Origin of the sequence: Cupriavidus sp. GA3-3 (genome assembly GCF_000389805.1) — a bacterium.
Taxonomy (GTDB): domain Bacteria; phylum Pseudomonadota; class Gammaproteobacteria; order Burkholderiales; family Burkholderiaceae; genus Cupriavidus; species Cupriavidus necator_D.
Window position 1 is genome coordinate 41393 of the sequence record NZ_KB944460.1, and the last position, 22322, is coordinate 63714.

The following is a 22322-nucleotide window of genomic DNA, read 5'->3' on the forward strand; positions in this document are numbered from 1 at the left end:
ATTGTCGCTTCAATAGGACAATTAATAGGACATCGTAGATATTTTCCCCAATGAGACATGGAATGAAAGCCAGCCCTTAATAAAAAGTCAGGGGTCGTCCGGATTACTCAGTAAATGCTTCAGACGTTCCGGAAACACCAGCGCGAGCCGGACAGCGCCAGGCATGGCGCACCAACAAAAAGCCCCGCCATCAAGGCGGGGCTGAAGCTGCTGACTGGGGTTTCGTTGGCGGCCCGAACGACATCTGGCAGCTACCCCGGCAGCGCACTCCGGATCAGCAGGTTGACGCGTTCCGGCTGCTCATGGATCACCCAGTGCGTGCCCTCGGGGATGCGTTCCAGGCGCAGGTCAGGCACGAAGTCGCCCAGCCCGTCCACCAGCGACTTCGGCAGCGCGCGGTCGCGTTCGCCCCAGATCACCAGCGTGGGTACCTTGACCACAAACGCGGCCGGATCCAGGCGCGAGATATCGGGCGGCGGCTCGCCCTCGCCCGGCGGGTGCATGGGCGAGGCGCGGTAGAAATTGACGCCGCCGGTGAGCGGATGGACGCCGGCGTCCTGGCCTTCGCCCGGCTGGGACCATGCCGCGTGGTACCTGGCGCGCGTCTCCGGCGTGTACCATGCCGCCGGCTTGCCGTCGGCATCGGCCAGCATCCGGTCCAGCAGCGCGAAGTCGTTGGCGGCCAGCGCCTTTTCCGAGCCCGGCTTGCGCAGCCAGTTCATGTAGGCGGAAGCGGCCTGCTGCTCGGGATCGGTGGCCAGCGCGCGCGCAAACAGGTACGGATGCGGCGAGTTGACGATGACGAGCTGGCGCACCAGCTGCGGGAACTGGATCGCCAGGTTCCAGCAGATCGCCCCGCCCCAGTCGTGCGCCACCACCACGGCCTGGTCATAGCCCAGCGCGCTGACCAGCTGCACCAGGTCTTCGACGATATGGCGCGGCCGGTAGGCCTCGACCTCGGCGGGCTTGCTCGACAGGTTGTAGCCGCGCAGGTCCGGCGCCACGGCAAAATGCGTGCGTCCGAACTCGGCCAGCTGGGCCTCCCATTCGAACCAGAATTCAGGAAAGCCGTGCACGAACAGCATCAGCGGCTTGCCGCGCTCGCCCGCGCTGGCGTAGTGCAGGCGGGTGCCGTTGGGCAGCGTGGCGTACTGCAGGTGGCGGATCACGGCGGCGGGGGCAGCCATGTTGTTCTCCATATGCGGTCCTCCTCGTTGTGGCGTTGTGCTGGCGTCAGCCGCGCAGCGCGGCAACGAGGCCCGCGCGGACCTCGGGCTTGTCGGCAAACGGATCGCCGGGATTGCGCTGCCCGACGATGTCCTCGAAGCGCTGGCGCACGGGGGCGAGCGCCTGGGGGTGGGAATAAATATAGAAGCTTTCGTCGCGGATGGCATCGAAGGTCAGCTGCGCGACCTCGGCGGCGGTCACCTTGCCGGAGCCGACGGCCTTGTCCGACAAGGCCTGCGACACCAGCTGCGAACGCGTCGGCGGCGCCTGGTTGGCCAGGTCGGCGGGCCGGTTGCGCTGGGACTGGTTGATGCCGGTGGGCACGAAGTACGGGCACAGCACCGAGCAGCGCACCTGCTCCGTCACCAGGCCCAGGTCCTGGTACAGGGTTTCGGTCAACGCCACCACCGCGTGCTTGGACACGTTGTACACGCCCATTGCCGGCGGGTTCAGCAAGCCCGCCATCGACGCCGTGTTGACGATATGGCCCTGGTAGGCCGGATCCTTCTCCGCCGCGGCCAGCATCAGCGGCGTGAAGATGCGCACGCCGTGCACGACGCCGTACAGGTTGACGCCCAGCACCCACTCCCAGTCCTTCTCGGAGTTCTCCCAGATCAGGCCGCCCGCGCCCACGCCGGCGTTATTGAACAGCAGGTTGACCTGGCCGAAGGCCTCGATGGCGGCATCGGCCAGCGCCTGCACCTGGTCGGCACGCGAGACGTCCGTGCGCAACCCGATCACCGGCACATTGCGTGCCTTGAATTCCGCCACGGTCGCGTCCAGCGCGTCTTCCTGCACATCCGCCAGCACCAGCTTCATGCCGAGGTCGGCGGCAATGTGGGCAAACTCCTTGCCGAAACCCGAGGCGCCGCCGGTAATGACAGCCACCTTGTTGGAGAAGTCCTTCATATCGTCTGTCCTGTCGCGTGATTCGTTTTGGGAAACGGCGGGCCGTGTGCCATGCGCGCTCAGGCGGCGCGCTGCACCTGGTAGCCCTGCCGCGGGAAATGCACATTGAGCGCGCCGGCGCGCGGGTCCTGGCGGCGCAGCGTGACGCGGCGCGCGCTCAGCGCCAGCAGCACGCCGGCCACCGGGTCGCGCGCATAGTCGGTCGGCGTGACGGTGACGGCGTCGCCGGCCTGCAGGCCGGCATCCACGACCACGCCCTCATCCAGCGCCAGCGGATCGGCACTGCGCGCGGCGCCGATCGCGTCCTCGCTGTCGATCACGCGCGGCCGGCCATGGCCGAAGGTGTTCATGCGCGCATACCAGGCCTGCAAGCGCGGATAAGCCTCCAGCAGCTGCGCCAGCGCGCCGGCGCGGCGGATAAACCAGAGGTTGTGGTACAGCGAGAAATCGGCAACCGACAGCGCCGGCCCGGCCACATGCCCGATCCCGGCAGCGAACTGCGTTTCCAGTTGGCCGAACGTTTCATGCAGCAGCGCGGTGGCTTCGGGCAACGGCATGCGCAGCGCATTGGTGTCGCCACGCATGGCCTTGCGGTCCGCGCTGAAGGCCTGGACCTGCGCCGGCGACAGGTGGCCCAGCATGCTGGCAACGCCGGCCGGCTGGAACACATAGGTCACCGATGCCGTGAACAGCGCCGCATCGAACCAGGCTGCCGCGACCCGCGCCGCCGCGGCCTGGGCCGGCGGATACAGCGCCGGCGCGGGCGCCAGCGCGTCCAGCACCTCGCAGATCAGCGCGGTATCGCAGTAGATATCGGCACCGACCTGCAGCACCGGCGTGCGGCGGTAGCCGCCGGTCAGCGCCAGCAGGTCAGGCTTGGGCAGGATGGCGGGGATTTCCACCGCGTGCCAGGCCAGTCCCTTGGCGCCCAGCAGCAGGCGGACCTTCTCGGAGAATGGCGAAGTTGCGTACTGGTGAAGAATGATGTCGGCCATGCGATCCAACTCCATGTTTGCCAGCGGGTGCCGTGCGGTTCAGTCCAGCAGGTCCGGCTGCTCCTTGACGATGCGGGCATAGAGCGGCTGGAACTGGAACCAGCCCGCCTGCGCCGTGCCGACGATCGAATAGGCCTGGCGCGCGGCCGCATCGGAGATCAGCTTGAGCGGCGCCTGGGTGCGCGCCGCGGCGGCTTCGGCCAGCAGCTGGACCTGGCAGGAGCGCTCCATGGTGATGAACCACCAGGCGGCTTCGTCCACGGTCTTGCCGACCGTCAGCAGGCCATGGTTCTGCAGGATCGCGGCCTTGTTCTGGCCCAGCGCATTGGCGATGCGCTGGCCTTCGTCGAGCTCCACCACCACGCCGCCGAAATCGTCATAGACCGCATGATCCTGGTAGAACGCGCACACGTCCTGCGTGAGCGGATCGAGCGGGCGGCCCAGCGTGGACCACGCGCGGCCATGGGTGCTGTGCGAATGCGCTGCCGCGACCGCGTCGGAGCGGGTCTGGTGCACACGCGAATGGATGGCGAAGGCCGCGGCATTGACCGGGTAGTCGCCCTCGACCACGTCGCCGTGGTGGTCGCAGCGGATCAGGTTGGAGACCTTGACCTGGCTGAAATGGACGCCGAAGGGATTGACCCAGAAGGTATCGGGAAACTCCGGGTCGCGCGCGGTGATATGGCCGGCCACGCCTTCGTCGAAACCGAACCTGGAAAACAGCCGGAAGGCCGCGGCCAGGCGCTGCTTGCGGTGCAGGCGCTCTGCGGCGGCGGTGGCGAACTGCGGCGGGCGCGGCAGGTTGCGGTAGCGGGCCTTGACCTCTTCGGGCAGGCCGGCGCCGATCTCGTCGCCGCTCTGGATTTGCGGGGCTTGCGGGGCATTCATCGGTGTCTCCATCTTTTTGGTGAAATCCGTTGCCCGCGGCGCGCCCGGCAGGCGCGCCGCGGCCCTGCATGCGCCGGTCAGACCAGCTTGACCAGCTGCTTGCCGAAGTTCTTGCCCTTGAGCAGGCCGATAAAGGCTTCCGGCGCGCTGGCCAGGCCTTCGGCAATGCTCTCGCGGAACTTGAGCTTGCCCTGGGCGACGGCGGTGCCCAGTTCCTTCAGCGCCTGCGGCCAGACCTCCATATGCTCGGAGACGATAAAGCCTTCGATGGTCAGGCGCGACACCAGGATCAGCTGCGGGTTCTTCAGCGGCAGCGGCTGGCCGTCATAGCCCGCGATCATGCCGCACATGGCGATGCGGCCGAAGGCGTTCATGCGCGTCAGCACGGCGTCCAGGATATCGCCGCCGACATTCTCGAAATAGCCGTCGATGCCGTCCGGGGTGGCTTCCTTGAGCATCTTGTAGAGCTCCTTGGGATCCTTGGCCGCCTTGTAGTCGATGCAGGCATCGAAGCCCAGCTCATTGACCACGTAGTCGCACTTGTCCTTGCCGCCGGCAAAGCCGACCGCGCGGCAGCCGGCCAGCTTGGCCAGCTGCCCGACCACGCTGCCCACTGCGCCGGAGGCAGCGCTGACCGCGATGGTCTTGCCCGGCTTGGGCAGGATGATCTTGTTCAGGCCATACCAGGCGGTCACGCCCGGCATGCCGACCGAACCGAGGTAGGCCGACAGCGGGATATGCGTGGTGTCGACCGGCTGCAGGCCGGTGCCGTCGCTGACGCCCATCTCCTGCCAGCCGAACATGCCGACCACCTTGTCGCCTGGCTTGAACTTGCTGTTCCTGCTTTCCACCACTTCGCCCACGGTGCCGCCGATCATGACCTCATCGAGCGGCTGCGGCGCGGCGTAGGACTTGCTGTCGTTCATGCGGCCGCGCATGTACGGGTCCAGCGACAGGTAGTGGTTGCGCACCAGCACCTGGCCGTCGGCGATCTGCGGCACGGGCACTTCTTCCAGGCGGAGATTGGCCGGCGTCACCGCGCCTTCGGGACGCGAGGCCAGGACGATGCGCTTGAACGTTTTGGACATGGTCGATTCCTTTCAGTAGGAATATATGGAACGGCTTGAATACTGCGTCGGGAAGGGACAGCCGCGCTGCCCCGTCTGCTGCATCGGTGCCGGCGCTCAGCCGTCGGCGCCGGTATCGGTCTCACCCGGGCGCTGCGGCGGCATGCGCCGGATGTACTTGAAGGTGCCCGAGCCGCGCGCCACGGTCTTGCCGTCGGCGTCGACGATCTCGGCTTCGCAGAACACCATGGTGGTGGTGCGGTGCACGGTGGTGCCGCGCGCGGTCAACGCGCCGCGCCCCGGCGCCATGAAGCTGGTCTTCATCTCGATGGTGACCACGCCCCGGCCATCCGCGTCGCTGCTGCGGCCGGCCACCGCCATGGCCACGTCGAGCAGCGTCATGATTACGCCGCCGTGGGCCATGTCCCAGCTGTTCTGGTGGCGCTTCTCGATCGGCAGCGCGATCTCGCTGCGGCCGCCTTCGGCGAGGTTGCAGGTCACGCCGAGGTCGGCGAGGAAGGGAATGTGGGTCAGGGGGCCTTTGAACTGGTTCATGGCAATTGCGAGTCCGAGAATTAGGTGCCGGCGAGGCCGAGGCCTCGCGCCGGCCCCAAGTTTGAGGGCAATCCGGGATTCCGCCAAGCCGCACGGTGCGGCTTGCCCGGAATGCGCCCTGCCCGGCTCAGACCGCGCTGACGCCGCCGTCCACCGCCAGGATCTGGCCGGTGATGTGTTTGCCGGCGTCGCTGGCAAACAGCAGCGCGGCGCCCTTCAGGTCCTCGTCGTCGCCCAGGCGGTGCAGCGGCACGCCGGCGCACATGGCCTCAACGCCCATGCGCTCGAGCGAGCCCTTGGTCATCTTCGACGGGAAGAAGCCCGGCGCGAGCGCGTTGACGGTGATGTTGTGCTCGCCCCACTCGGCCGCCAGCGTGCGCGTGAAGTTGACCACCGCACCCTTGGAGGTGTTGTAGGCAATGGTCTCCATGCTGCCCGGCGGGTTGCCGGCCAGCCCCGCGATCGACGCCACGTTGATGATGCGGCCGTAGCGGCGCGGGATCATCGACAGCTTGCCGATGCGCTGGCTCAGCAGGAACAGGCCGCGGATGTTCAGGTTCATCACCTTGTCCCAGGCTTCGACCGGATGGTCTTCGGCCGGGGCGCCCCAGGTGGCGCCGGCGTTGTTGACCAGGATGTCGACGTGGCCCAGCTTCGCGATGGCCTCGTCGGCCAGGCGCGCGATCTCCGACTCCTGCGAGCCGTCGGCGGCGATCCAGTCGGCCTCGATGCCGAGCGACTTCAGGTGCGCCTGCGCCGCCTGCAGCTCGTCGGCCTTGCGCGCCGACAGCACCAGGCGCGCGCCCTGCTCGCCCAGCGCCTCGGCAATCTGCAGGCCAAGCCCGCGCGAGCCGCCGGTGATCAGCGCGGTCTTGCCCTTCAGGTCAAACAGTTGCTGGATGGTACGCATATTGTCTTCCTTCGTTCTGTAGTGTTCGGGGATGGGCAAGCGCCGCTCAGAACCACGCGTCCTGCATGTCGAGCGTGGTGCGGTCGAGCGACTCGAGCAGCGCCAGCTGCGGGCCGACCTTGGGCAGCTCCCAGCGGAAGAAGTAGGCCGCCGCGGCCAGCTTGCCGCGGTAGAAGTCCTCGTCTTCCTTGCCGTTCGCGCGCGGCAGCGCGGCTTGCGCCAGCAGTGCCTGTTCCAGCCAGATCCACGCCACCACCACGTGCCCGAAGGCCTCCAGGTAGACCGAGGCATTGGCCAGCGTCACGTTGGGGTCGCCCGCGCTCCACAGCGCCTGCGTGACCTCGGCCAGGCGCTTGGTGGCGGTGCCGAGGGCGCCTGCCTGCTGCGACAACTCGGCATTGCCGGCGGCGAGCGCGCGGGTGATGGTGTCCTGCACGCGCTCGCCCAGCAGCTTGAAGGCGGCGCCGTCCTTCATCACCACCTTGCGGCCCAGCAGGTCCAGGCCCTGGATGCCGTGCGTGCCTTCGTGGATCGGGTTGAGGCGGTTGTCGCGGTAGAACTGCTCGACGTTGTACTCGCGCGTATAGCCGTAGCCGCCATGCACCTGGATCGCCAGGTTGTTGGCCTCCAGGCACCATTGCGACGGCCAGCTCTTGGCGATCGGGGTCAGGATATCGAGCAATAGCGCCAGGCGCGCATGCGCGGCTTGGTCGCCGGCGGCCGCAGCGGCCTCTTCCTCGTCGACCAGGCGCGCGCAATAGAGGTTCAGCGCCAGGCCGCCTTCGACATAGCTCTTCTGCGCCAGCAGCATGCGGCGGATATCGGCGTGCTCGACCAGCTTCACCTGCGGGCTGGCCGCATCCTTGCCGCCGGGGCCGACCGCGCGGCCTTGCGGGCGGTTGCGCGCGTAGTCCAGCGCGTGCAGGTAGCCGGTATAGCCCAGCATCACCGCGCCCAGGCCCACGCCGATGCGCGCCTCGTTCATCATGTGGAACATGCAGGCCAGGCCCTTGTGCGGCTCGCCCACCAGGTAGCCGATCGCGCCGGCCTTGCCGCCCGGCCGGTACTTCATGCCTTCGCCGAAGTTGAGCAGGCAGTTGGTGGTGCCGCGGTAGCCCATCTTGTGGTTCAGGCCGGCCAGCACCACGTCGTTGTGCTCGCCCAGCGAGCCGTCTTCATTGACCAGGTACTTGGGCACGATGAAGAGCGAGATGCCCTTCACGCCCGGGATCAGCTTGCCGTCCGGGCCGGGGATCTTGGCCAGCACCAGGTGGACGATATTTTCCGACAGCTCGTGCTCGCCGGCAGAGATCCACATCTTGTTGCCGCGCAGCCGGTACTGCGCGCCCAGCGGCGATTCGCCCTCGTACTCGGCGCGCGTGGTGATGTCCGACAGCGACGAGCCCGCCTGCGGCTCGGACAGGCACATGGTGCCGAAGAAGCGACCGTCCATCTCCGGCTTGACGAAGGTCTCGACCTGCGCCGGCGTGCCGTGCGCCAGCAGCAGGTTGGCGTTGCCGATGGTCAGGAACGGGTACGAGCTGGTGCCGACGTTGGCACCCTTGAAGTAGGCAAAGCCAGCCTTCTCGACCACCACCGGCAGTTGCATGCCGCCCAGTTCGTAGTCCTGGCCGGCGGCCATCAAGCCGGCCTCGCAGAAGGCCTTCAGCGCGGTGCTGACCTCGGGGATGATGCTGACGGTCTCGCCGTCGAAATGCGGCTCTTGCTGGTCGTTCTTCTTGTTGTGCGGCGCGAACAGGTCGGTGGCGATTTTCTCGCAGGTGTCCAGCGCGGCGTCGAAAGTCTCGCGCGAGTGGTCGGCATAGCGCGGGATGCGCGTGAGCTCGTCGACCTTGAGCCATTCGTACAGCACGAAATTCAGGTCGCGGCGGGATAGGATCATCGACATGGTGTCTCCATGCGGCGCACTGCGTGGCGTGCCGCGAGTTCTTTTTGCTAGCATGGGAGGCGCCGGGCGCGGTCAAAAAAGGGCGCTGCCGCGCCCTTCCCTGCGTGCCGCTCAGGCGCCTTCGCCAAGGCGCGCGATCGTTCCCTGCGCCACCGCGCAGAGCCTCTCCTCGCCATCCCTGACGACGTACACGTCGCAGCGCACCACCGCCTGCTGGCGGCCGGCGCTGACGCATTCGGCGCGGGCGACCAGCAGCTCGCCGATCGCCGGGCGCACGTAGTTGATCTTGTACTCGGATGTCACGACCGGCACCGCCATGGCCGCGCCGCCCGCGTAGGTCAGCGCATTGTCGGCCAGGTAGCTGACCACGCCGCCGTGCAGGAAGCCGTGCTGCTGCCGCAGGTCCTGACGGATCGGCAGGCGCAACTCAGCCTTGCCCGGCGACAACGCCGCCAGCTCGGTGCCGACCAGGACCGAGAAGGGCTGGCTGGCCAGCACCTCCCGGCCCCAGGCGAGCATGTCGGCGGGCGTGGCCCGCGCGGTGCCCGCAGCCGACATCAGAGCACTTCGAACAGGCCGGCCGCGCCCTGGCCGCCGCCGATGCACATGGTCACCACCACGTACTTGACGCCGCGGCGCTTGCCTTCGATCAGCGCATGGCCGACCAGGCGCGCGCCCGACACACCGTAGGGGTGGCCCACGGCGATGGCGCCGCCGTTGACGTTCAGCCGGTCCATCGGGATGCCGAGCGTGTCGGCGCAGTACAGCACCTGCACGGCGAAGGCTTCGTTCAGCTCCCACAGGCCGATGTCGTCGACCTTCAGGCCGGCCTTCTTCAGCAGCTTGGGCACAGCAAAGACCGGGCCGATACCCATCTCGTCCGGCTCGCAGCCAGCCACGGCAAAGCCGCGGAACACGCCCAGCGGCTGCAGGCCGCGGGCCTCGGCGACGCGCGCATTCATCACCACCGCTGCCGAAGCGCCGTCCGAGAACTGCGAGGCATTGCCGGCGGTGATCACGCCACCCGGCACCGCGCTGCGGATCTTGGACACGCCTTCCAGCGTGGTATCGGCGCGGATGCCCTCGTCGGCGGAGACGGTGACTTCCTTGGTCACCAGCTGGCCGGTCGATTTGTCGGCCACGCCCGCCAGCACCGTCATCGGCACGATCTCGTCCTTGAACTTGCCGGCTTCCTGCCCGGCGGCGGCGCGTTGCTGGCTGCGCACGCCGTACTCGTCCTGGCGCTCCTTCGAGATGTTGTAGCGCTTGGCCACGTTCTCGGCGGTCTGCAGCATGTTCCAGTAGATTTCCGGCTTGTTCTTCAGCAGCCAGCTTTCCTGGACCATATGGCGGTTCATCTCCTGCTGCACGCACGAGATGCTTTCCACGCCGCCGGCGACGAAGATGTCGCCCTCATCAGCGATCACGCGCTGCGCGGCCATGGCGATGGTCTGCAGGCCGGACGAGCAGAAGCGGTTGACGGTGGCGCCGGGCACGGTCACCGGGCAGCCGGCGCGCAGTGCGATCTGGCGTGCGATGTTGGCGCCGGTGGCACCTTCCGGGTTGGCGCAGCCCATCAGCACGTCTTCCACTTCGGCGGCCTCGATCTTGGCGCGGGCAATGGCGTGCTGGACGGCATGACCGCCGAGCGTGGCGCCGTGGGTCATGTTGAAGGCGCCCTTCCAGCTCTTGGCCAGCGGGGTCCGCGCGGTGGATACGATGACTGCTTCGTTCATGTCTTGCTCCTCGGAATCTCTTGTGTCGTTCAGTTCGGTGGTTCGGTTCAGCCCTGGCCCTTGAGCAGTTCAGCGGACGTGACGCGCGCAACGCCGGCGGCGCCGAGGTCCTGCCATGCTTTGGCCAGCGACCCTTCCAGGTCGATGGCGCGGCAGGCATCCTCGATCACCGCGGCCGCGAAGCCCGCGGCGCGTGCATCGAGCGCGCTCCAGGCCACGCAGTAGTCCGTCGCCAGACCCGCGCAGAACACGCGCTTGACGCCATGCTCGCGCAGGTAGCCGGCCAGCCCGGTGCGCGTGGTGCGGTCCGCCTCCAGGAAGGCGGAGTAGCTATCCACGTCGGCATGGTGGCCCTTGCGGATCACCAGCCGCGCATGCGGCACGTGCAAGCCCGCATGCAGCGCAGCGCCGGGCGTGCCCTGCACGCAGTGCACCGGCCACAGCACCTGCTCGCCATACGGCAGCGCCAGCGTCTGGAACGGCTGCGTGCCCGCATGGTTGGCCGCGAACGAGACGTGGCTGACGGGATGCCAGTCCTGCGTCAGCACCACATGACCGAACGCACGAGCCAGCCGGTTGATGACGGGCACCACTTCATCGCCGTGGGGCACGGCAAGCGCGCCGCCCGGCATGAAGTCGTTCTGCACGTCGATCACCAGCAGGCAATCGTCCGGTCCGATGGTGGTGTTCATCTCAGCTCCAGGCTGAACCATGTGGCGGTATTAACCGTTGAAGCCCTTGCCTTCGTCCGCCAGCTTCTGCAGCAGCGGCGCGACCTGCCACGCTTCACCGTGGTAGCCCTTGGCGTAGCGCTTCATCGACAGCGCCACGTTGTACAGGCCGACCTGGTCCGCGTACAGCATCGGGCCGCCGCGGAACAGCGGGAAGCCGTAGCCGGTCAGGTACACCATGTCGATATCCGAGGCCTTGGAAGCAATGCCTTCCTCCAGGATCCTGGCGCCTTCGTTGACCAGCGCGAACACCAGGCGCTCGACGATCTCTTCGTCAGAGATCTTGCGGCGCGTGATGCCCAGGTCCTTCGAGTGCTGCACGATCATGTCGTTGACCTGCTGGTTCGGGTACGGCTTGCGGTCGCCCGCCTTGTAGTCGTACCAGCCCGCGCCGGTCTTCTGGCCGAAGCGGCCCATCTCGCACAGCAGGTCGGCGGTCTTGGAATACTGGATCTCCGGCTTGTCCACCGCGCGGCGCTTGCGGATGGCCCAGCCGATGTCGTTGCCGGCCAGGTCGCCCATGCGGAACGGGCCCATGGCAAAGCCGAACTTCTCGATGGCCTTGTCGACCTGCTCCGGCAGCGCGCCTTCGTCCAGCAGGTAGCCAGCCTGGCGGCTGTACTGCTCGATCATGCGGTTGCCGATAAAGCCGTCGCAAACGCCCGACACCACCGCGGTCTTCTTGATCTTCTTGCCGACCTGCATGACCGTGGCCAGCACGTCCTTGCCGGTCTTCTCGCCGCGCACCACTTCCAGCAGCTTCATCACATTGGCCGGGCTGAAGAAATGCATGCCGACCACGTCCTGCGGACGCTTGGTGAACGAGGCGATCTTGTTGACGTCCAGCGTGGAGGTGTTCGAGGCCAGGATCGCGCCTTGCTTGGCGACTTCATCCAGCTTCTTGAACACGGTCTCCTTGACGCCCATCTCTTCGAACACGGCCTCGATGATCAGGTCGGCGTCCTTGAGGTCGTCATAGGACAGCGTGGTACTGAGCAGGCCCATGCGCTGCTCGACCTTCTCTTGCGTGAGCTTGCCCTTCTTGGCGCTGTTCTCGTAGTTCTTGCGGATGATGCCGACGCCGCGGTCGAGCGCTTCCTGCTTGGTTTCCAGGATGGTGACCGGGATGCCCGCGTTGAGGAAGTTCATGCTGATGCCGCCGCCCATGGTGCCGGCGCCGATCACGGCGACCTTCTCGATCTTGCGGGTCGGCGTGCCTTCGGGCACATCGGGGATCTTGCTGGCGGCACGCTCGCCAAAGAAGGCGTGGCGCAGCGCGCGCGATTCCGGCGTGGTGACCAGGTAGAGGAAGCCCTCGCGCTCTTGCTTCAGGCCCTGTTCGAACGGCTTGAGCGAGCCGGCCACCGCTTCCAGGCACTTCAGCGGCGCCGGGAAGTTCTTGGCCATCGCGGCCACGGTATTGCGGGCAAAGCCCAGGTAGCCTTCGGGGTTCTCGTGGCGCACCTTCAGGTCGCGCACCTTCGGATGCGGGCCGGTGGCGGCGCCAACGTTCTGCGCGAACTTGACCGCGGCGGGCAGCACGTCACCGTCGACGATTTCATCGAACAGCTTGGTGCCGGCAAACTTCTCGGACAGCACCGGGGTGCCCGACACGATCATGTTGGCCGCGGCCTCCAGGCCGATCACGCGCGGCAGGCGCTGCGTGCCGCCGGCGCCCGGCAGCAGGCCCAGCTTCACTTCCGGCAGCGCGATCTGGGCGCCCTTGGACGCCACGCGGTAGTTGCAGCCCAGCGCCAGCTCCAGGCCGCCACCCATGGCGACCGAGTGCACGGCGGCCACGACCGGCTTGGACGAGCCTTCCAGCACGCGGATCACCGAGTGCAGCGTCGGCTCCTGCATGGCCTTGGGCGTATTGAATTCACGGATGTCGGCGCCGCCCGAGAAAGCCTTGCCAGCGCCGGTGATGACGATGGCCTTGACGGCGGCATCGTCCAGCGCACGGGTCATGCCTTCGACGATGCCAAGCCGGGTGCTGTGACCCAGGCCGTTGACAGGGGGATTGTCGAGCGTGATGACGGCTACGCCGTCCTGAACCTGATACTGCGCTGTCATGCTGGTTCCTTTGGTGTCAAAAGTTGTCTCGGGATTCGAATTCTCGAATTCAATTTTTACTGCACGGCGCGGCCGGCAGCGGCCGGCGACTGTTGCGGGAGGCTGCCGTCATGAGCGGGTAAACCCTCCGCCCGACCTGCCGCTTTCCCGCGTCCCGCAACGCCTTCCGGCGCCTGGGCGAAACAAGCATACACAAAATAGCACGGTCGTTCAATTTTAATTTTCGGACTTTTCCGGCGACATGCGCGGCGCTAATGCCGCCCCTGACCGCGATGCATGGCGGGGCGCCTGACGCGGTGCTAAATCGTCCCGCCATGGCGGATAAAGCACTTGCCGAGTGCGACTGAGTGCCGCCTCTAAACCAGTATCGGACTTTATTTGGCCGACACGGACAAATCGCGCGGGCCGACCCTGTAAACTCGCGGCTTTTCGTTTTTTGCCGTCCGGGTTCCACAAGATGCCGGATCGGCGGAAGGTCCAGCGACCCTGATGTCTTCCCCCTCACATTCCCACGCCCACGAGCACCAGCACCCGGTGGTCGAGCACGACCACCTCAAGCGCAGGCTCAAGGCCCGCCACCTGAGCATGATTGCCATCGGCGGCGCGGTCGGCACCGGGCTGTTCGTGGCCTCGGGCGCCTCGATCGCGCAGGCCGGCCCCGGCGGCGCGCTGCTGATGTATATGCTGCTCGGGCTGATGGTCTATTGCCTGATGACCAGCCTGGGCGAGCTGGCGGTGCATATGCCGGTGGCCGGCTCCTTCGTCACCTACAGCGCGCTCTATGTCGACGAAGGCTTCGGCTTCGCGCTGGGCTGGAACTACTGGTTCAGCCTGGCGGTGACCATCGCCGTGGAACTGACCGCGGCGCAGCTGGTGATGCAGTACTGGTTCCCCGAAATGCCCGGCGTGGTCTGGAGCGCCGCGTTCCTGCTGCTGATGTTCGGGCTCAATGCGTTCTCGGTGCGCGGCTTCGGCGAGGCCGAGTACTGGTTCGCGCTGATCAAGGTGGTGACCGTGATCGTGTTCCTGGGCGTGGGCCTGCTGATGATCTTCGGCATCATGAAAGGCGGCCCGCAGTCTGGCTGGCACAACTTCACCATGGGTGACGCGCCCTTTGTCGGCGGCATCCCGGCCATGATCGGCGTGGCGATGATCGCGGGCTTCTCCTTCCAGGGCACGGAAACGGTGGGCGTGGCCGCCGGCGAAGCGGAGAACCCGGCCAGGACCATCCCGCGCGCGATCCGGCAGACCTTCTGGCGCATCCTGCTGTTCTATGTGGTCGCGATCCTGATCATCGGGGTGCTGATTCCCTATACCGATCCCAGCCTGCTGCGCAACGACGTCACCGACGTGGGCGTGAGTCCGTTTGCACTGGTGTTCCGCCACGCCGGCCTGGCCTTTGCTGCGGGGCTGATGAACGCGGTGGTGCTGACCGCGCTGCTCTCGGCCGGCACCTCCAGCATGTATGTATCGACCCGGATCCTCTACGGCCTCGCCGTCAGCGGCCGCGCGCCGCGCGCGTTCGGCAAGCTGACCGTGAGCGGCGTGCCGTTCAATGCGCTGCTGGCCACCACCGCCGTGGGCGCGCTGTGTTTCTTCAGTTCGCTGTTCGGGGACAAGGCGGTCTACCTGTGGCTGCTCAACACCTCGGCCATGACCGGCTTCTTTGCCTGGCTGGGCATTGCCATCAGCCATTACCGCTTCCGTCGCGGGCTGGTGCACCAGGGCTATGACGTTGGCATGCTGGCCTACCGCTCGCCGCTCTATCCCTTCGGCCCCATTTTTACCGTGGTGCTGTGCGTGGTGATCGTGGCCGGGCAGAACTACCAGGCGTTTGCGGATATTCCGAACCGGTGGCCGGAGATCGTGGCGACCTATATCGGCGTGCCGGCGTTCCTGGCGCTGTGGTGGGGGTACCGGGCGGTGAAGAAGTCGCGGCTGATCGACTATGAGGATATGCCGTTTGACTTGCCAAAGCCGGCAGTTTTCGGCCCTCTCCCGCAAGCGGGAGAGGGAGCACACAGTTGGCAAGGGGAGCGCACAGTGGCCGAAGTCAAACCTCCAGCCACTCCTTCCTGATCTGCGAGTTGGCCTTCAGTTCCGCGGGCGTCCCCTCGAACACAATATGCCCGTGCCCCATCACGTAGACGCGCTGGGAAATATCCAGCGCGATCGCCAGCTTCTGCTCGATCAGCAGCACGGAAATACCCCGCTCCTTCAGCGTCTTCAGGTAGTCCCCGACCAGGGCCACGATCATCGGCGCCAGGCCTTCGGTCGGTTCGTCGATCAGCACCAGGTCGGGGTCGCCCATCAGCGTGCGGCACAACGTCAGCATCTGCTGCTCGCCGCCGGAGAGCACGCCGGCCGAGGTGTTCTCGCGCTCCTTCAGCCGCGGGAACATGTTGAACATGTCCTCGACGGTCCAGCGCGGCCTGGCCTGCCGTGGGTTGCGCTTCTCGCCCAGCAGCAGGTTCTGCCGCACGGTCAGCGTCGGAAAGATATCCCGGTTCTCCGGCACATAGCCGATCCCGAGGTGCGCGATCTCGAAGGTGCGCCGCCCCAGGATCTCTTCGTCGCGAAACCGCACCGAGCCCTCGGCCTTGACCATGCCGAGGATGGCCTTGGCCATGGTCGAGCGCCCCACCCCGTTGCGGCCCAGCAGCGCGACGATCTCGCCTTCGTCGATATGCGCGTCCACGCCGTGGAGGATATGGCTCTTGCCGTAGTAGGCGTGCAGGCCCTGGACGTTCAGCATGCGCTTGCCCATCAGTGCGCTCCTTCGGTGGCTTCCTCGTCGAGGGTTGTGCCCAGGTAGGCTTCCTTGACCTTGCGGTTGTTGCGGATGGCCTGCGGGGTGTCCGTGGCGATCACTTCGCCGTAGACCAGCACAGAGATGCGGTCGGCCAGGCCGAACACCACGCTCATGTCGTGCTCCACCATCACCAGCGTCTTGCCGACGGTGACCTTGCGGATCAGCTCCACCGCGTGATCGGACTCGGAGCGGCTCATGCCCGCGGTGGGCTCGTCCAGCAGGATCACCTCGGCGCCGCCGGCGATGGTGATGCCGATCTCCAGCGCACGCTGCTCGGCATAGGTCAGCAGGCCCGCCTGGCTGTCGCGGCGGTGCTGCATGCCGATCAGCTCCAGCACCTCCTCCGCGCGCTCGCGCGTGTCGCGCAGGCCCTTGAGCCGGTGCCAGAACGAATACTTGTAGCCGAGCGACCACAGCACCGCGCAGCGCAGGTTCTCGAACACCGACAGCCGATGGAAGATGTTGGTGATCTGGAAGCTGCGCGACAGCCCCATGCGGTTGATCACGAACGGCTGCAGCCCGCCGATCTCCGCGCCATTGAGCCGCACGGTCCCGCTGCTCGGCGCAAACCGGCCGGAAATCAGGTTGAAGGTCGTCGACTTCCCTGCGCCATTGGGCCCGATCAGCGCATGGCGCTCGCCCTTCGGGATGCTCAGGTTCACGCCGCGGATGATTTCCGTCTGGCCGAACTTCTTGCGTACATCGGTCAGTTCCAGTGCCGCTGTCATGGCCTGCCTCCTGCGATTTCCATCTGTACCTTGTCCCACGCGCTGCGCACCCGCGCCGCCGCCAGGCGCCACGCGAACAGGCCAGCCGCCCACAGCGCGGCCGCCGCCAGCCATGGCGTCCAGGTTGCGGCATCGAAGCCGACGCCGAACAGCGACATCGTGGTGCCGTTGGCGCTGTCGACCTGCACCTTGTAGACCAGCTCGACCGTCAGGATCATGGCCAGCAGCAGCACCACGGCGGCGCCGCCGGCACGCGCGTAGGACGGCAGCATGCGGCCCAGCTTGCCCTTGCCCAGCAGCGGCACCTGCATCAGCAGCAGGCTGGCCAGCCCGCCCGGCACGAACATCACCATCAGCACGAAGAACAGGCCCAGGTACAGCAGCCAGGCCTTGGTCAGGTCCGACAGCGCCACCGCGAACAGCACGAACACCACCGCGCCGATGATGGGCCCGAAGAACACGCCCGCGCCACCGATGAACACCGCCAGCAGCACGCCGCCGGAGCGCACCGCGCTGACGTTCTCGGCCGAGACGATCTCGAAGTTGATGGCGCCCAGCGCCCCGGCGATACCGGCGAAGAACGCCGACAGGATCAGCACCAGGTAGCGCACGCGCTGGGTGTTGTAGCCGATGAACTCGACCCGCTCGGGGTTGTCGCGCACGGCGTTGGCGATGCGGCCCAGCGGCGTCTGCGTCCAGGCGTACATCGCCACCATCGACAGCAGGCACCACGCCGCGATCAGGTAGTAGACCTGGCGCCCGGGCCCGAAGGTGATGCCCAGGAACGGATCGCCGACCACGCGGTTGGTGGAGATGCCACCCTCGCCGCCGAAGAACTCCGGAAACATCAGCGAGCTGGCGAACACCATCTCGCCGATGCCCATGGTGATCATGGCAAAGGTGGTGCCGGACTTCTTGGTGGTGACGTAGCCGAAGATCACGCCGAAGAAGGCGCCGGCCAGGCCGCCCACCAGCGGCAGCATCGACACCGGCAGCCAGACCTTGCCCGCCCCGACCATATTCAGCACATGCACGGCGATAAACGCGCCCAGGCCGGAGTAGACCGCGTGGCCGAACGACAGCATGCCGGTCTGCCCGAGCAGCATGTTGTACGACAGCGCAAAAATGATCATGATGCCCATCTGCGACATCAGCGTGATGGCGAAGCCCCCGGTGAAGATCAGCGGCAGCACCAGCATGACCAGCACGGTCAGGCTCCAGATGATCCAGCGCGCCAGGTTCAGCGGGCGGTAGCGCAGGGTGCGGCCGGTCACCACCGGCTCGCGGGGTTGTTGCATCGCTTGCTCCATGGTGTCAGCTCTCCCGGGTTCCCATCAGTCCACGCGGGCGGAAGATCAGCATCACCACCAGCAGCAGGTACGGCAGCACCGGCGCCACCTGGGCCACCGTGAGCTTCCACAAGGAATAGAACGGCGTGGCTTCGCTGACCGCCAGCCCCAGGCTGGTCATCAGGCCCGCCAGCGAGGCGTCGATGGTGACCGCGAAGGTCTGCAGCACGCCGATCAGGATCGACGCAATGAAGGCGCCCACCAGCGATCCCATGCCGCCCACCACCGCCACCACGAACACGATCGACCCGACCGCCGCGGCCATCGATGGCTCGGTGACAAAGGCATTGCCGCCGATCACTCCCGCCAGCCCGGCCAGCGCGGCGCCGCCGCCAAACACCATCATGAACACGCGCGGCACGTTGTGACCCAGCGCCTCGACCATTTCCGGGTGCGTCAGCGCGGCCTGGATCACCAGCCCGATGCGGGTACGCGTCAGCACCAGGTAGATCGCCACCAGCATGCCCAGCGACACCAGCATCATGAAGGCGCGGTACTTGGGGAAGGACGAGGTGAACACCGTGAACAGCGGCCCGTCCAGCTCCGCGGGGATCCGGTACGGCACCGCCGCCAGGCCCCACACCAGCTTGACGCCCTCTTCCATCAGGTAGGCCAGGCCGAAGGTGAACAGCAGCTCGGCCACGTGGCCGTACTTGTGCACCGTGCGCAGGCCGAAGCGCTCCACCAGCGCGCCCGCGCCGGCCACCAGCAGCGGCGCGAAGATCAGCGCCGGCCAGAACCCGACCTTGCTGGCGATGGTGTAGGCGAAGTAGGCGCCCAGCATGTAGAAGCTGGCATGGGCAAAGTTGAGCACGCCCATCATGCTGAAGATCAGCGTAAGGCCCGATGACAGCATGAACAGCAGCAGCCCGTAGCTGATGCCGTTCAGCAGTGAGATGACGAAGAATTCCACAGCGTGTCCTTCAAGCTGGCGCCGCCATGCGTGGGCATGCCGGCGTCCGTCCGGTTGGATTGAGGGTGAGCGTCCCCCTCCGGGGGCGGTTGCCCGCCCCGGACGCTCCCCGGTATCGACCGAAAAAGACTGAAAGTATGCAGGATCGGGCGGCCACTTTGTCAGCGTGGCCGGCCCGTCACGGACAGGATCAGCCCGGCCGCTTCATCTGGCAGGAGGTCGGCTGGGCCGACACGTACTGGTCCATCAGCGCGTTGGTCTTCCAGCCGTAGCCGGTGTTCTCCTGGTCGTACTTGATTTCCTTGCCATCCACCTTGGTCCAGGTGGCGACCACCAGCGGCTGCTGCGCCTGGTGGTCCGAGTTGCGCATCTCGACCGTGCCGTTCATGCTGTCGACCTTGATGCCCTCGAGCGCCTTGGCGACCTTGATCGGATCGGTCGAGCCGGTGTCCTTGAAGGCCTTGGACAGCATGGCAATGCCGGTGTAGGAGGCCATCACGTAGAAGTCGTCGTTGTACTTCTTCTTGAAGCCCTCGATGACATCAGCCCCCTTGAACCCCTTGTTGTTGGGGTTGTAGTAGCCGACATACTTGACGTGCTCGGCGCCGGTGGCGCCCATCGCCGTGGGCACGCCGGTGGTGCCGGCGTAGTAGGTGTAGTAGTTGGTGGTCAGGCCGGCATCCTTGCCCGCCTTGATCAGCAGCGCCAGGTCGCTGCCCCAGTTGCCGGTGATCACGGTATCGGCGCCGGAGGCCTTGATCTTGGCCGCGTACGGGGCAAAGTCCTTGACCTGGGCCAGCGGGTGCAGGTCTTCACCGACGATCTGGATGTCCGGGCGCTTGCGCTTCAGGTAGTCCTTGGCGGCACGCGCCACCTGGTGGCCGAACGAGTAGTTCTGGTTGATCAGGTAGACCTTCTTGACGTTCGGGTCCTTGGCCAGGAAGGTGGTCAGCGCCTCCATCTTCATGTCCGAGTTGGCGTCGAGCCGGAAATGCCAGAAGTTGCATTTGGAATTGGTCATGTCCGGGTCCACCGCGGCGTAGTTCAGGTAGACGATTTCCTTGCCCGGATTGCGCTCGTTGTGCTTGGCCACCGCGTCCTGCAGCGCCAGCCCGACCGACGAGCCGTTGCCCTGCACGATATAGCGGATGCCCTGGTCGACCGCCTGCTTGAGGATGGTCAGGCTTTCCTGCGGCGACAGCTTGTTGTCGAAACCCACCACCTCGAACTTGTGCGCGCCGGCCCAGTTCTTCTGGTTGGCGATGTCGGCGACATACTGCCAGCTCTTGAGCTGGTTCTGCCCAACGGGAGCCATCAGCCCCGATAGCGGGTCAATGAAGGCAATCTTCACCGTATCCGCGAGTGCGGTACCTGAAACCAGCGCAGAACCCAGTGCGGCAAACACGGCCACACCGGCCACCAGCGGACGCATTTTGGTCATACCTGTCTCCTTCACTCTTGTCGTTGGCTTGTCGTCGAATTTGGCTGGCTGCGCGGCGTCCTCCATGCCACGCCTTGCAGCCGCCCCGAACACGCCATGCCGCAAGCAGGCATGGCGCACCGGAAAGCGCGTGCCGGCGTCAGGCAGTCGGCAGCTTGTAGTCCTTGAACTGCTCGCGCAGCTTGAGCTTCTGCATCTTGCCGGTGGCTGTCAGCGGGATCTCGGTGACAAAGGCCACGTCGTCCGGGATCCACCACTTGGCGACCTTGCCATCGAAGAACTGCAGCAGTTCTTCGCGGGTGACTTCGGCGCCGGGCTTCTTCACCACCACCAGCAGCGGGCGTTCATCCCACTTGGGGTGGTAGGCCGAGATGCAGGCCGCCATATGCACCGCGGGGTGCGCGGCGGCGACGTTCTCGATATCGATCGACGAGATCCATTCGCCGCCGGACTTGATCACGTCCTTGCTGCGGTCGGTGATCTGCATGAAGCCATCGGCGTCGATGGTGGCCACGTCGCCGGTCGGGAACCAGCCGTCGGCCAGGGGGCTGGTGCCATTGCGGTAATACTGCTCGATGACCCATGGGCCGCGCACCATCAGGTCGCCGAAGGCCTTGCCGTCCCATGGCAGCTCCTTGCCTTCGCCGTCGACAATCTTCATGTCCACACCGAAGATCACGCGGCCCTGCTTTTCCTGGATTTTGTGGCGATCCGCGTCAGAGAGAGCTTCGTGCCTGGCTAGCAGCTTGCACGCCGTGCCAAGTGGTGACATCTCGGTCATGCCCCAGGCATGGATCACTTCGACGTTCAGCGCCTCGAACGCACGGGTCATCGCGGGCGGCACGGCCGAGCCGCCGATCACGGTGCGACGGAAGCTGGAGAACTTCAGCTTGTTCGACTGCACGTGCTGGAGCAGGCCGAGCCACACCGTCGGCACGCCGGCGGAGAAGGTCACCTTTTCCTGCTCGAACAGTTCATAGATCGACGCCCCGTCCAGCTTGGCACCGGGCAGCACCAGCTTGGCGCCGACCAGCGGCACCGAGTACGGCAGGCCCCAGGCATTGACGTGGAACATCGGCACCACGGGCAGGATCACGTCGCTGGCGGAGCAGCCCAGCGCGTCGGGCAGTGCCGACGCGTACGAGTGCAGCACCGTCGAGCGGTGCGAGTACAGCGCGCCCTTGGGGTTGCCGGTGGTGCCCGAGGTGTAGCACAGGCTCGACGCCAGATTCTCGTCGAACTGCGGCCATTCGTAGTCGCCGTCCTGCGCGTCGACCAGCTCCTCGTAGCACAGCAGCGGCACCTTGGATTCGGCCGGCATATGCGCGCGGTCGGTCATCGCCACCCAGCCCCTGACGTTGGGGCAATGCGGCGCCACGCCTTCCACCAGCGGCAGGAAGGTCAGGTCGAAGAAGACATAGCCGTCCTCCGCATGGTTGACGATATAGGCAATCTGCTCGGGAAACAGGCGCGGGTTGATGGTATGGCAGACGGCGCCCATGCCGGACACGCCGTAGTAGATCTCGAGGTGGCGGTAGCCGTTCCAGGCCAGCGTGCCGACGCGCTCGCCCTGCTTCACGCCCAGTGCGCCGAGCGCCTGCGCCAGCTTGCGGGCGCGCAGTTCGCAATCGCGGTACGTGTAGCGATGCAGGTCGCCCTCCGTGCGCCGCGAGACGATCTCGGTGCTGCCGTAATAACGCGCGGCGTGTTTGATGATGGAGGAAATGAGCAGCGGCGCGCTCATCATTTGACCCATCAATGCCATGAACCTGCCTCCTGAAAGTCTTGTGTGATTCGCCTGAAAACGAACAACCGTACTATTTTTTGTCGGTCGTTTCCATGCACCAAATCGGCGTCCGGCCGATCTCGTTGTGCACTGCCGTACTGTTGTTGTGTATTGCCGTCGGGGTTGCCGCCGGCATTGCCATCGAATTCGGGGCCGCAATTCTGCGAAAAGCCCATGCACCGGATTCATGTGCGCACTGAAGGAGGAAAATAACCGTGCGGTGCATGGCGGCATTAACTCGGTCGAGCGGTCGAGTGCCGTTGAGGACGTACAATACTGCGTGGCATGTTGCA

The 22322-nt window shown here is 66.2% G+C and carries 19 protein-coding genes; 1 reads left to right on the top strand and 18 read right to left on the bottom strand.

Annotated elements, in window-relative coordinates; translation table 11 throughout:
• Nucleotides 1-251: 251 nt before the first annotated feature.
• The 12 genes from C265_RS00230 to C265_RS00285 form a co-directional block, all read right to left on the bottom strand.
• Entirely contained in the window at nt 252-1199 is a 948-nt protein-coding gene (locus tag C265_RS00230) for an alpha/beta fold hydrolase (protein ID WP_010810035.1), read from the bottom strand.
• A gap of 34 nt (nt 1200-1233) precedes the next feature.
• The gene (locus tag C265_RS00235) at nt 1234-2136 is read right to left on the bottom strand and encodes an SDR family oxidoreductase (protein ID WP_010810036.1); all 903 of its coding nucleotides are present in this window, start codon (nt 2134-2136) and stop codon (nt 1234-1236) included.
• A gap of 59 nt (nt 2137-2195) precedes the next feature.
• Nucleotides 2196-3131 (bottom strand): glutathione S-transferase family protein, encoded by a 936-nt coding sequence (locus tag C265_RS00240; protein ID WP_010810037.1) that lies wholly within the window; start codon nt 3129-3131, stop codon nt 2196-2198.
• A 39-nt stretch (nt 3132-3170) separates the two neighbouring features.
• Complete coding sequence (locus tag C265_RS00245) at nt 3171-4019, bottom strand: class II aldolase/adducin family protein (RefSeq protein ID WP_010810038.1); 849 nt, start codon at nt 4017-4019, stop codon at nt 3171-3173.
• A 77-nt stretch (nt 4020-4096) separates the two neighbouring features.
• Nucleotides 4097-5107, bottom strand: coding sequence for an NADP-dependent oxidoreductase (locus tag C265_RS00250; protein ID WP_010810039.1), 1011 nt, complete (start codon nt 5105-5107; stop codon nt 4097-4099).
• A 96-nt stretch (nt 5108-5203) separates the two neighbouring features.
• Nucleotides 5204-5641 (bottom strand): PaaI family thioesterase, encoded by a 438-nt coding sequence (locus C265_RS00255; protein ID WP_010810040.1) that lies wholly within the window; start codon nt 5639-5641, stop codon nt 5204-5206.
• A 127-nt stretch (nt 5642-5768) separates the two neighbouring features.
• On the bottom strand, nt 5769-6551 hold the full coding sequence (locus tag C265_RS00260) for an SDR family oxidoreductase (RefSeq protein ID WP_010810041.1): 783 nt from the start codon (nt 6549-6551) through the stop codon (nt 5769-5771).
• A gap of 46 nt (nt 6552-6597) precedes the next feature.
• Nucleotides 6598-8460: an acyl-CoA dehydrogenase gene (locus C265_RS00265; protein ID WP_010810042.1), complete on the bottom strand. Its 1863-nt coding sequence runs from the start codon at nt 8458-8460 to the stop codon at nt 6598-6600.
• Nucleotides 8461-8571: 111 nt separating this feature from the next.
• Nucleotides 8572-9018, bottom strand: a complete 447-nt coding sequence (locus C265_RS00270; protein ID WP_010810043.1) for a PaaI family thioesterase — start codon at nt 9016-9018, stop codon at nt 8572-8574.
• Nucleotides 9018-10196 carry an acetyl-CoA C-acyltransferase gene (locus tag C265_RS00275; RefSeq protein ID WP_010810044.1) on the bottom strand — a complete coding sequence of 393 codons (1179 nt, stop codon included), beginning with the start codon at nt 10194-10196 and terminating at the stop codon, nt 9018-9020. Before C265_RS00275 ends, C265_RS00270 begins: the two co-directional genes overlap by 1 nt.
• A 47-nt stretch (nt 10197-10243) precedes the next feature.
• Complete coding sequence (gene pncA, locus C265_RS00280; RefSeq protein WP_010810045.1) at nt 10244-10888, bottom strand: bifunctional nicotinamidase/pyrazinamidase; 645 nt, start codon at nt 10886-10888, stop codon at nt 10244-10246.
• Between the two features lie 30 nt (nt 10889-10918).
• Nucleotides 10919-13000 (bottom strand): 3-hydroxyacyl-CoA dehydrogenase NAD-binding domain-containing protein, encoded by a 2082-nt coding sequence (locus C265_RS00285; protein ID WP_010810046.1) that lies wholly within the window; start codon nt 12998-13000, stop codon nt 10919-10921.
• A 489-nt stretch (nt 13001-13489) separates the two neighbouring features.
• Here C265_RS00285 and C265_RS00290 point away from each other — a divergent pair, with 489 nt between their 5' ends.
• On the top strand, nt 13490-15079 hold the full coding sequence (locus C265_RS00290) for an amino acid permease (protein ID WP_052181573.1): 1590 nt from the start codon (nt 13490-13492) through the stop codon (nt 15077-15079).
• Here C265_RS00290 and C265_RS00295 read toward each other — a convergent pair.
• From C265_RS00295 to C265_RS00320, 6 genes are all read right to left on the bottom strand, one after another.
• Nucleotides 15054-15767: an ABC transporter ATP-binding protein gene (locus C265_RS00295; protein WP_011615132.1), complete on the bottom strand. Its 714-nt coding sequence runs from the start codon at nt 15765-15767 to the stop codon at nt 15054-15056. The genes C265_RS00290 and C265_RS00295 overlap by 26 nt on opposite strands.
• Nucleotides 15767-16540 carry an ABC transporter ATP-binding protein gene (locus C265_RS00300; protein WP_010810049.1) on the bottom strand — a complete coding sequence of 258 codons (774 nt, stop codon included), beginning with the start codon at nt 16538-16540 and terminating at the stop codon, nt 15767-15769. The genes C265_RS00295 and C265_RS00300 overlap by 1 nt, the downstream gene beginning before the upstream one ends.
• A complete protein-coding gene (locus tag C265_RS00305; protein ID WP_010810050.1) occupies nt 16537-17850 on the bottom strand; it encodes a branched-chain amino acid ABC transporter permease in 1314 nt (437 codons plus the stop codon). The genes C265_RS00300 and C265_RS00305 overlap by 4 nt, the downstream gene beginning before the upstream one ends.
• A gap of 4 nt (nt 17851-17854) precedes the next feature.
• A complete protein-coding gene (locus tag C265_RS00310) occupies nt 17855-18802 on the bottom strand; it encodes a branched-chain amino acid ABC transporter permease (RefSeq protein WP_010810051.1) in 948 nt (315 codons plus the stop codon).
• A 190-nt stretch (nt 18803-18992) separates the two neighbouring features.
• Entirely contained in the window at nt 18993-20243 is a 1251-nt protein-coding gene (locus C265_RS00315; RefSeq protein ID WP_010810052.1) for a branched-chain amino acid ABC transporter substrate-binding protein, read from the bottom strand.
• 139 nt (nt 20244-20382) lie between these two features.
• Nucleotides 20383-22008: a 3-(methylthio)propionyl-CoA ligase gene (locus C265_RS00320; RefSeq protein WP_037023305.1), complete on the bottom strand. Its 1626-nt coding sequence runs from the start codon at nt 22006-22008 to the stop codon at nt 20383-20385.
• Between the last annotated feature and the right edge of the window lie 314 nt (nt 22009-22322).

What these genes read in the sequence shown, in the direction of transcription:
- C265_RS00290 (WP_052181573.1), top strand. Translation starts at nt 13,490, where the DNA reads ATGTCTTCCCCCTCACATTCCCACGCCCACGAGCACCAGCACCCGGTG.
- C265_RS00260 (WP_010810041.1), bottom strand. Translation starts at nt 6,551, where the DNA reads ATGCGTACCATCCAGCAACTGTTTGACCTGAAGGGCAAGACCGCGCTG.
- C265_RS00320 (WP_037023305.1), bottom strand. Translation starts at nt 22,008, where the DNA reads ATGGCATTGATGGGTCAAATGATGAGCGCGCCGCTGCTCATTTCCTCC.
- C265_RS00255 (WP_010810040.1), bottom strand. Translation starts at nt 5,641, where the DNA reads ATGAACCAGTTCAAAGGCCCCCTGACCCACATTCCCTTCCTCGCCGAC.
- C265_RS00285 (WP_010810046.1), bottom strand. Translation starts at nt 13,000, where the DNA reads ATGACAGCGCAGTATCAGGTTCAGGACGGCGTAGCCGTCATCACGCTC.
- C265_RS00240 (WP_010810037.1), bottom strand. Translation starts at nt 3,131, where the DNA reads ATGGCCGACATCATTCTTCACCAGTACGCAACTTCGCCATTCTCCGAG.
- C265_RS00270 (WP_010810043.1), bottom strand. Translation starts at nt 9,018, where the DNA reads ATGTCGGCTGCGGGCACCGCGCGGGCCACGCCCGCCGACATGCTCGCC.
- C265_RS00295 (WP_011615132.1), bottom strand. Translation starts at nt 15,767, where the DNA reads ATGGGCAAGCGCATGCTGAACGTCCAGGGCCTGCACGCCTACTACGGC.
- C265_RS00230 (WP_010810035.1), bottom strand. Translation starts at nt 1,199, where the DNA reads ATGGAGAACAACATGGCTGCCCCCGCCGCCGTGATCCGCCACCTGCAG.
- C265_RS00315 (WP_010810052.1), bottom strand. Translation starts at nt 20,243, where the DNA reads ATGACCAAAATGCGTCCGCTGGTGGCCGGTGTGGCCGTGTTTGCCGCA.
- C265_RS00265 (WP_010810042.1), bottom strand. Translation starts at nt 8,460, where the DNA reads ATGTCGATGATCCTATCCCGCCGCGACCTGAATTTCGTGCTGTACGAA.
- C265_RS00300 (WP_010810049.1), bottom strand. Translation starts at nt 16,540, where the DNA reads ATGACAGCGGCACTGGAACTGACCGATGTACGCAAGAAGTTCGGCCAG.
- C265_RS00305 (WP_010810050.1), bottom strand. Translation starts at nt 17,850, where the DNA reads ATGGAGCAAGCGATGCAACAACCCCGCGAGCCGGTGGTGACCGGCCGC.
- C265_RS00235 (WP_010810036.1), bottom strand. Translation starts at nt 2,136, where the DNA reads ATGAAGGACTTCTCCAACAAGGTGGCTGTCATTACCGGCGGCGCCTCG.
- C265_RS00275 (WP_010810044.1), bottom strand. Translation starts at nt 10,196, where the DNA reads ATGAACGAAGCAGTCATCGTATCCACCGCGCGGACCCCGCTGGCCAAG.
- pncA (WP_010810045.1), bottom strand. Translation starts at nt 10,888, where the DNA reads ATGAACACCACCATCGGACCGGACGATTGCCTGCTGGTGATCGACGTG.
- C265_RS00250 (WP_010810039.1), bottom strand. Translation starts at nt 5,107, where the DNA reads ATGTCCAAAACGTTCAAGCGCATCGTCCTGGCCTCGCGTCCCGAAGGC.
- C265_RS00245 (WP_010810038.1), bottom strand. Translation starts at nt 4,019, where the DNA reads ATGAATGCCCCGCAAGCCCCGCAAATCCAGAGCGGCGACGAGATCGGC.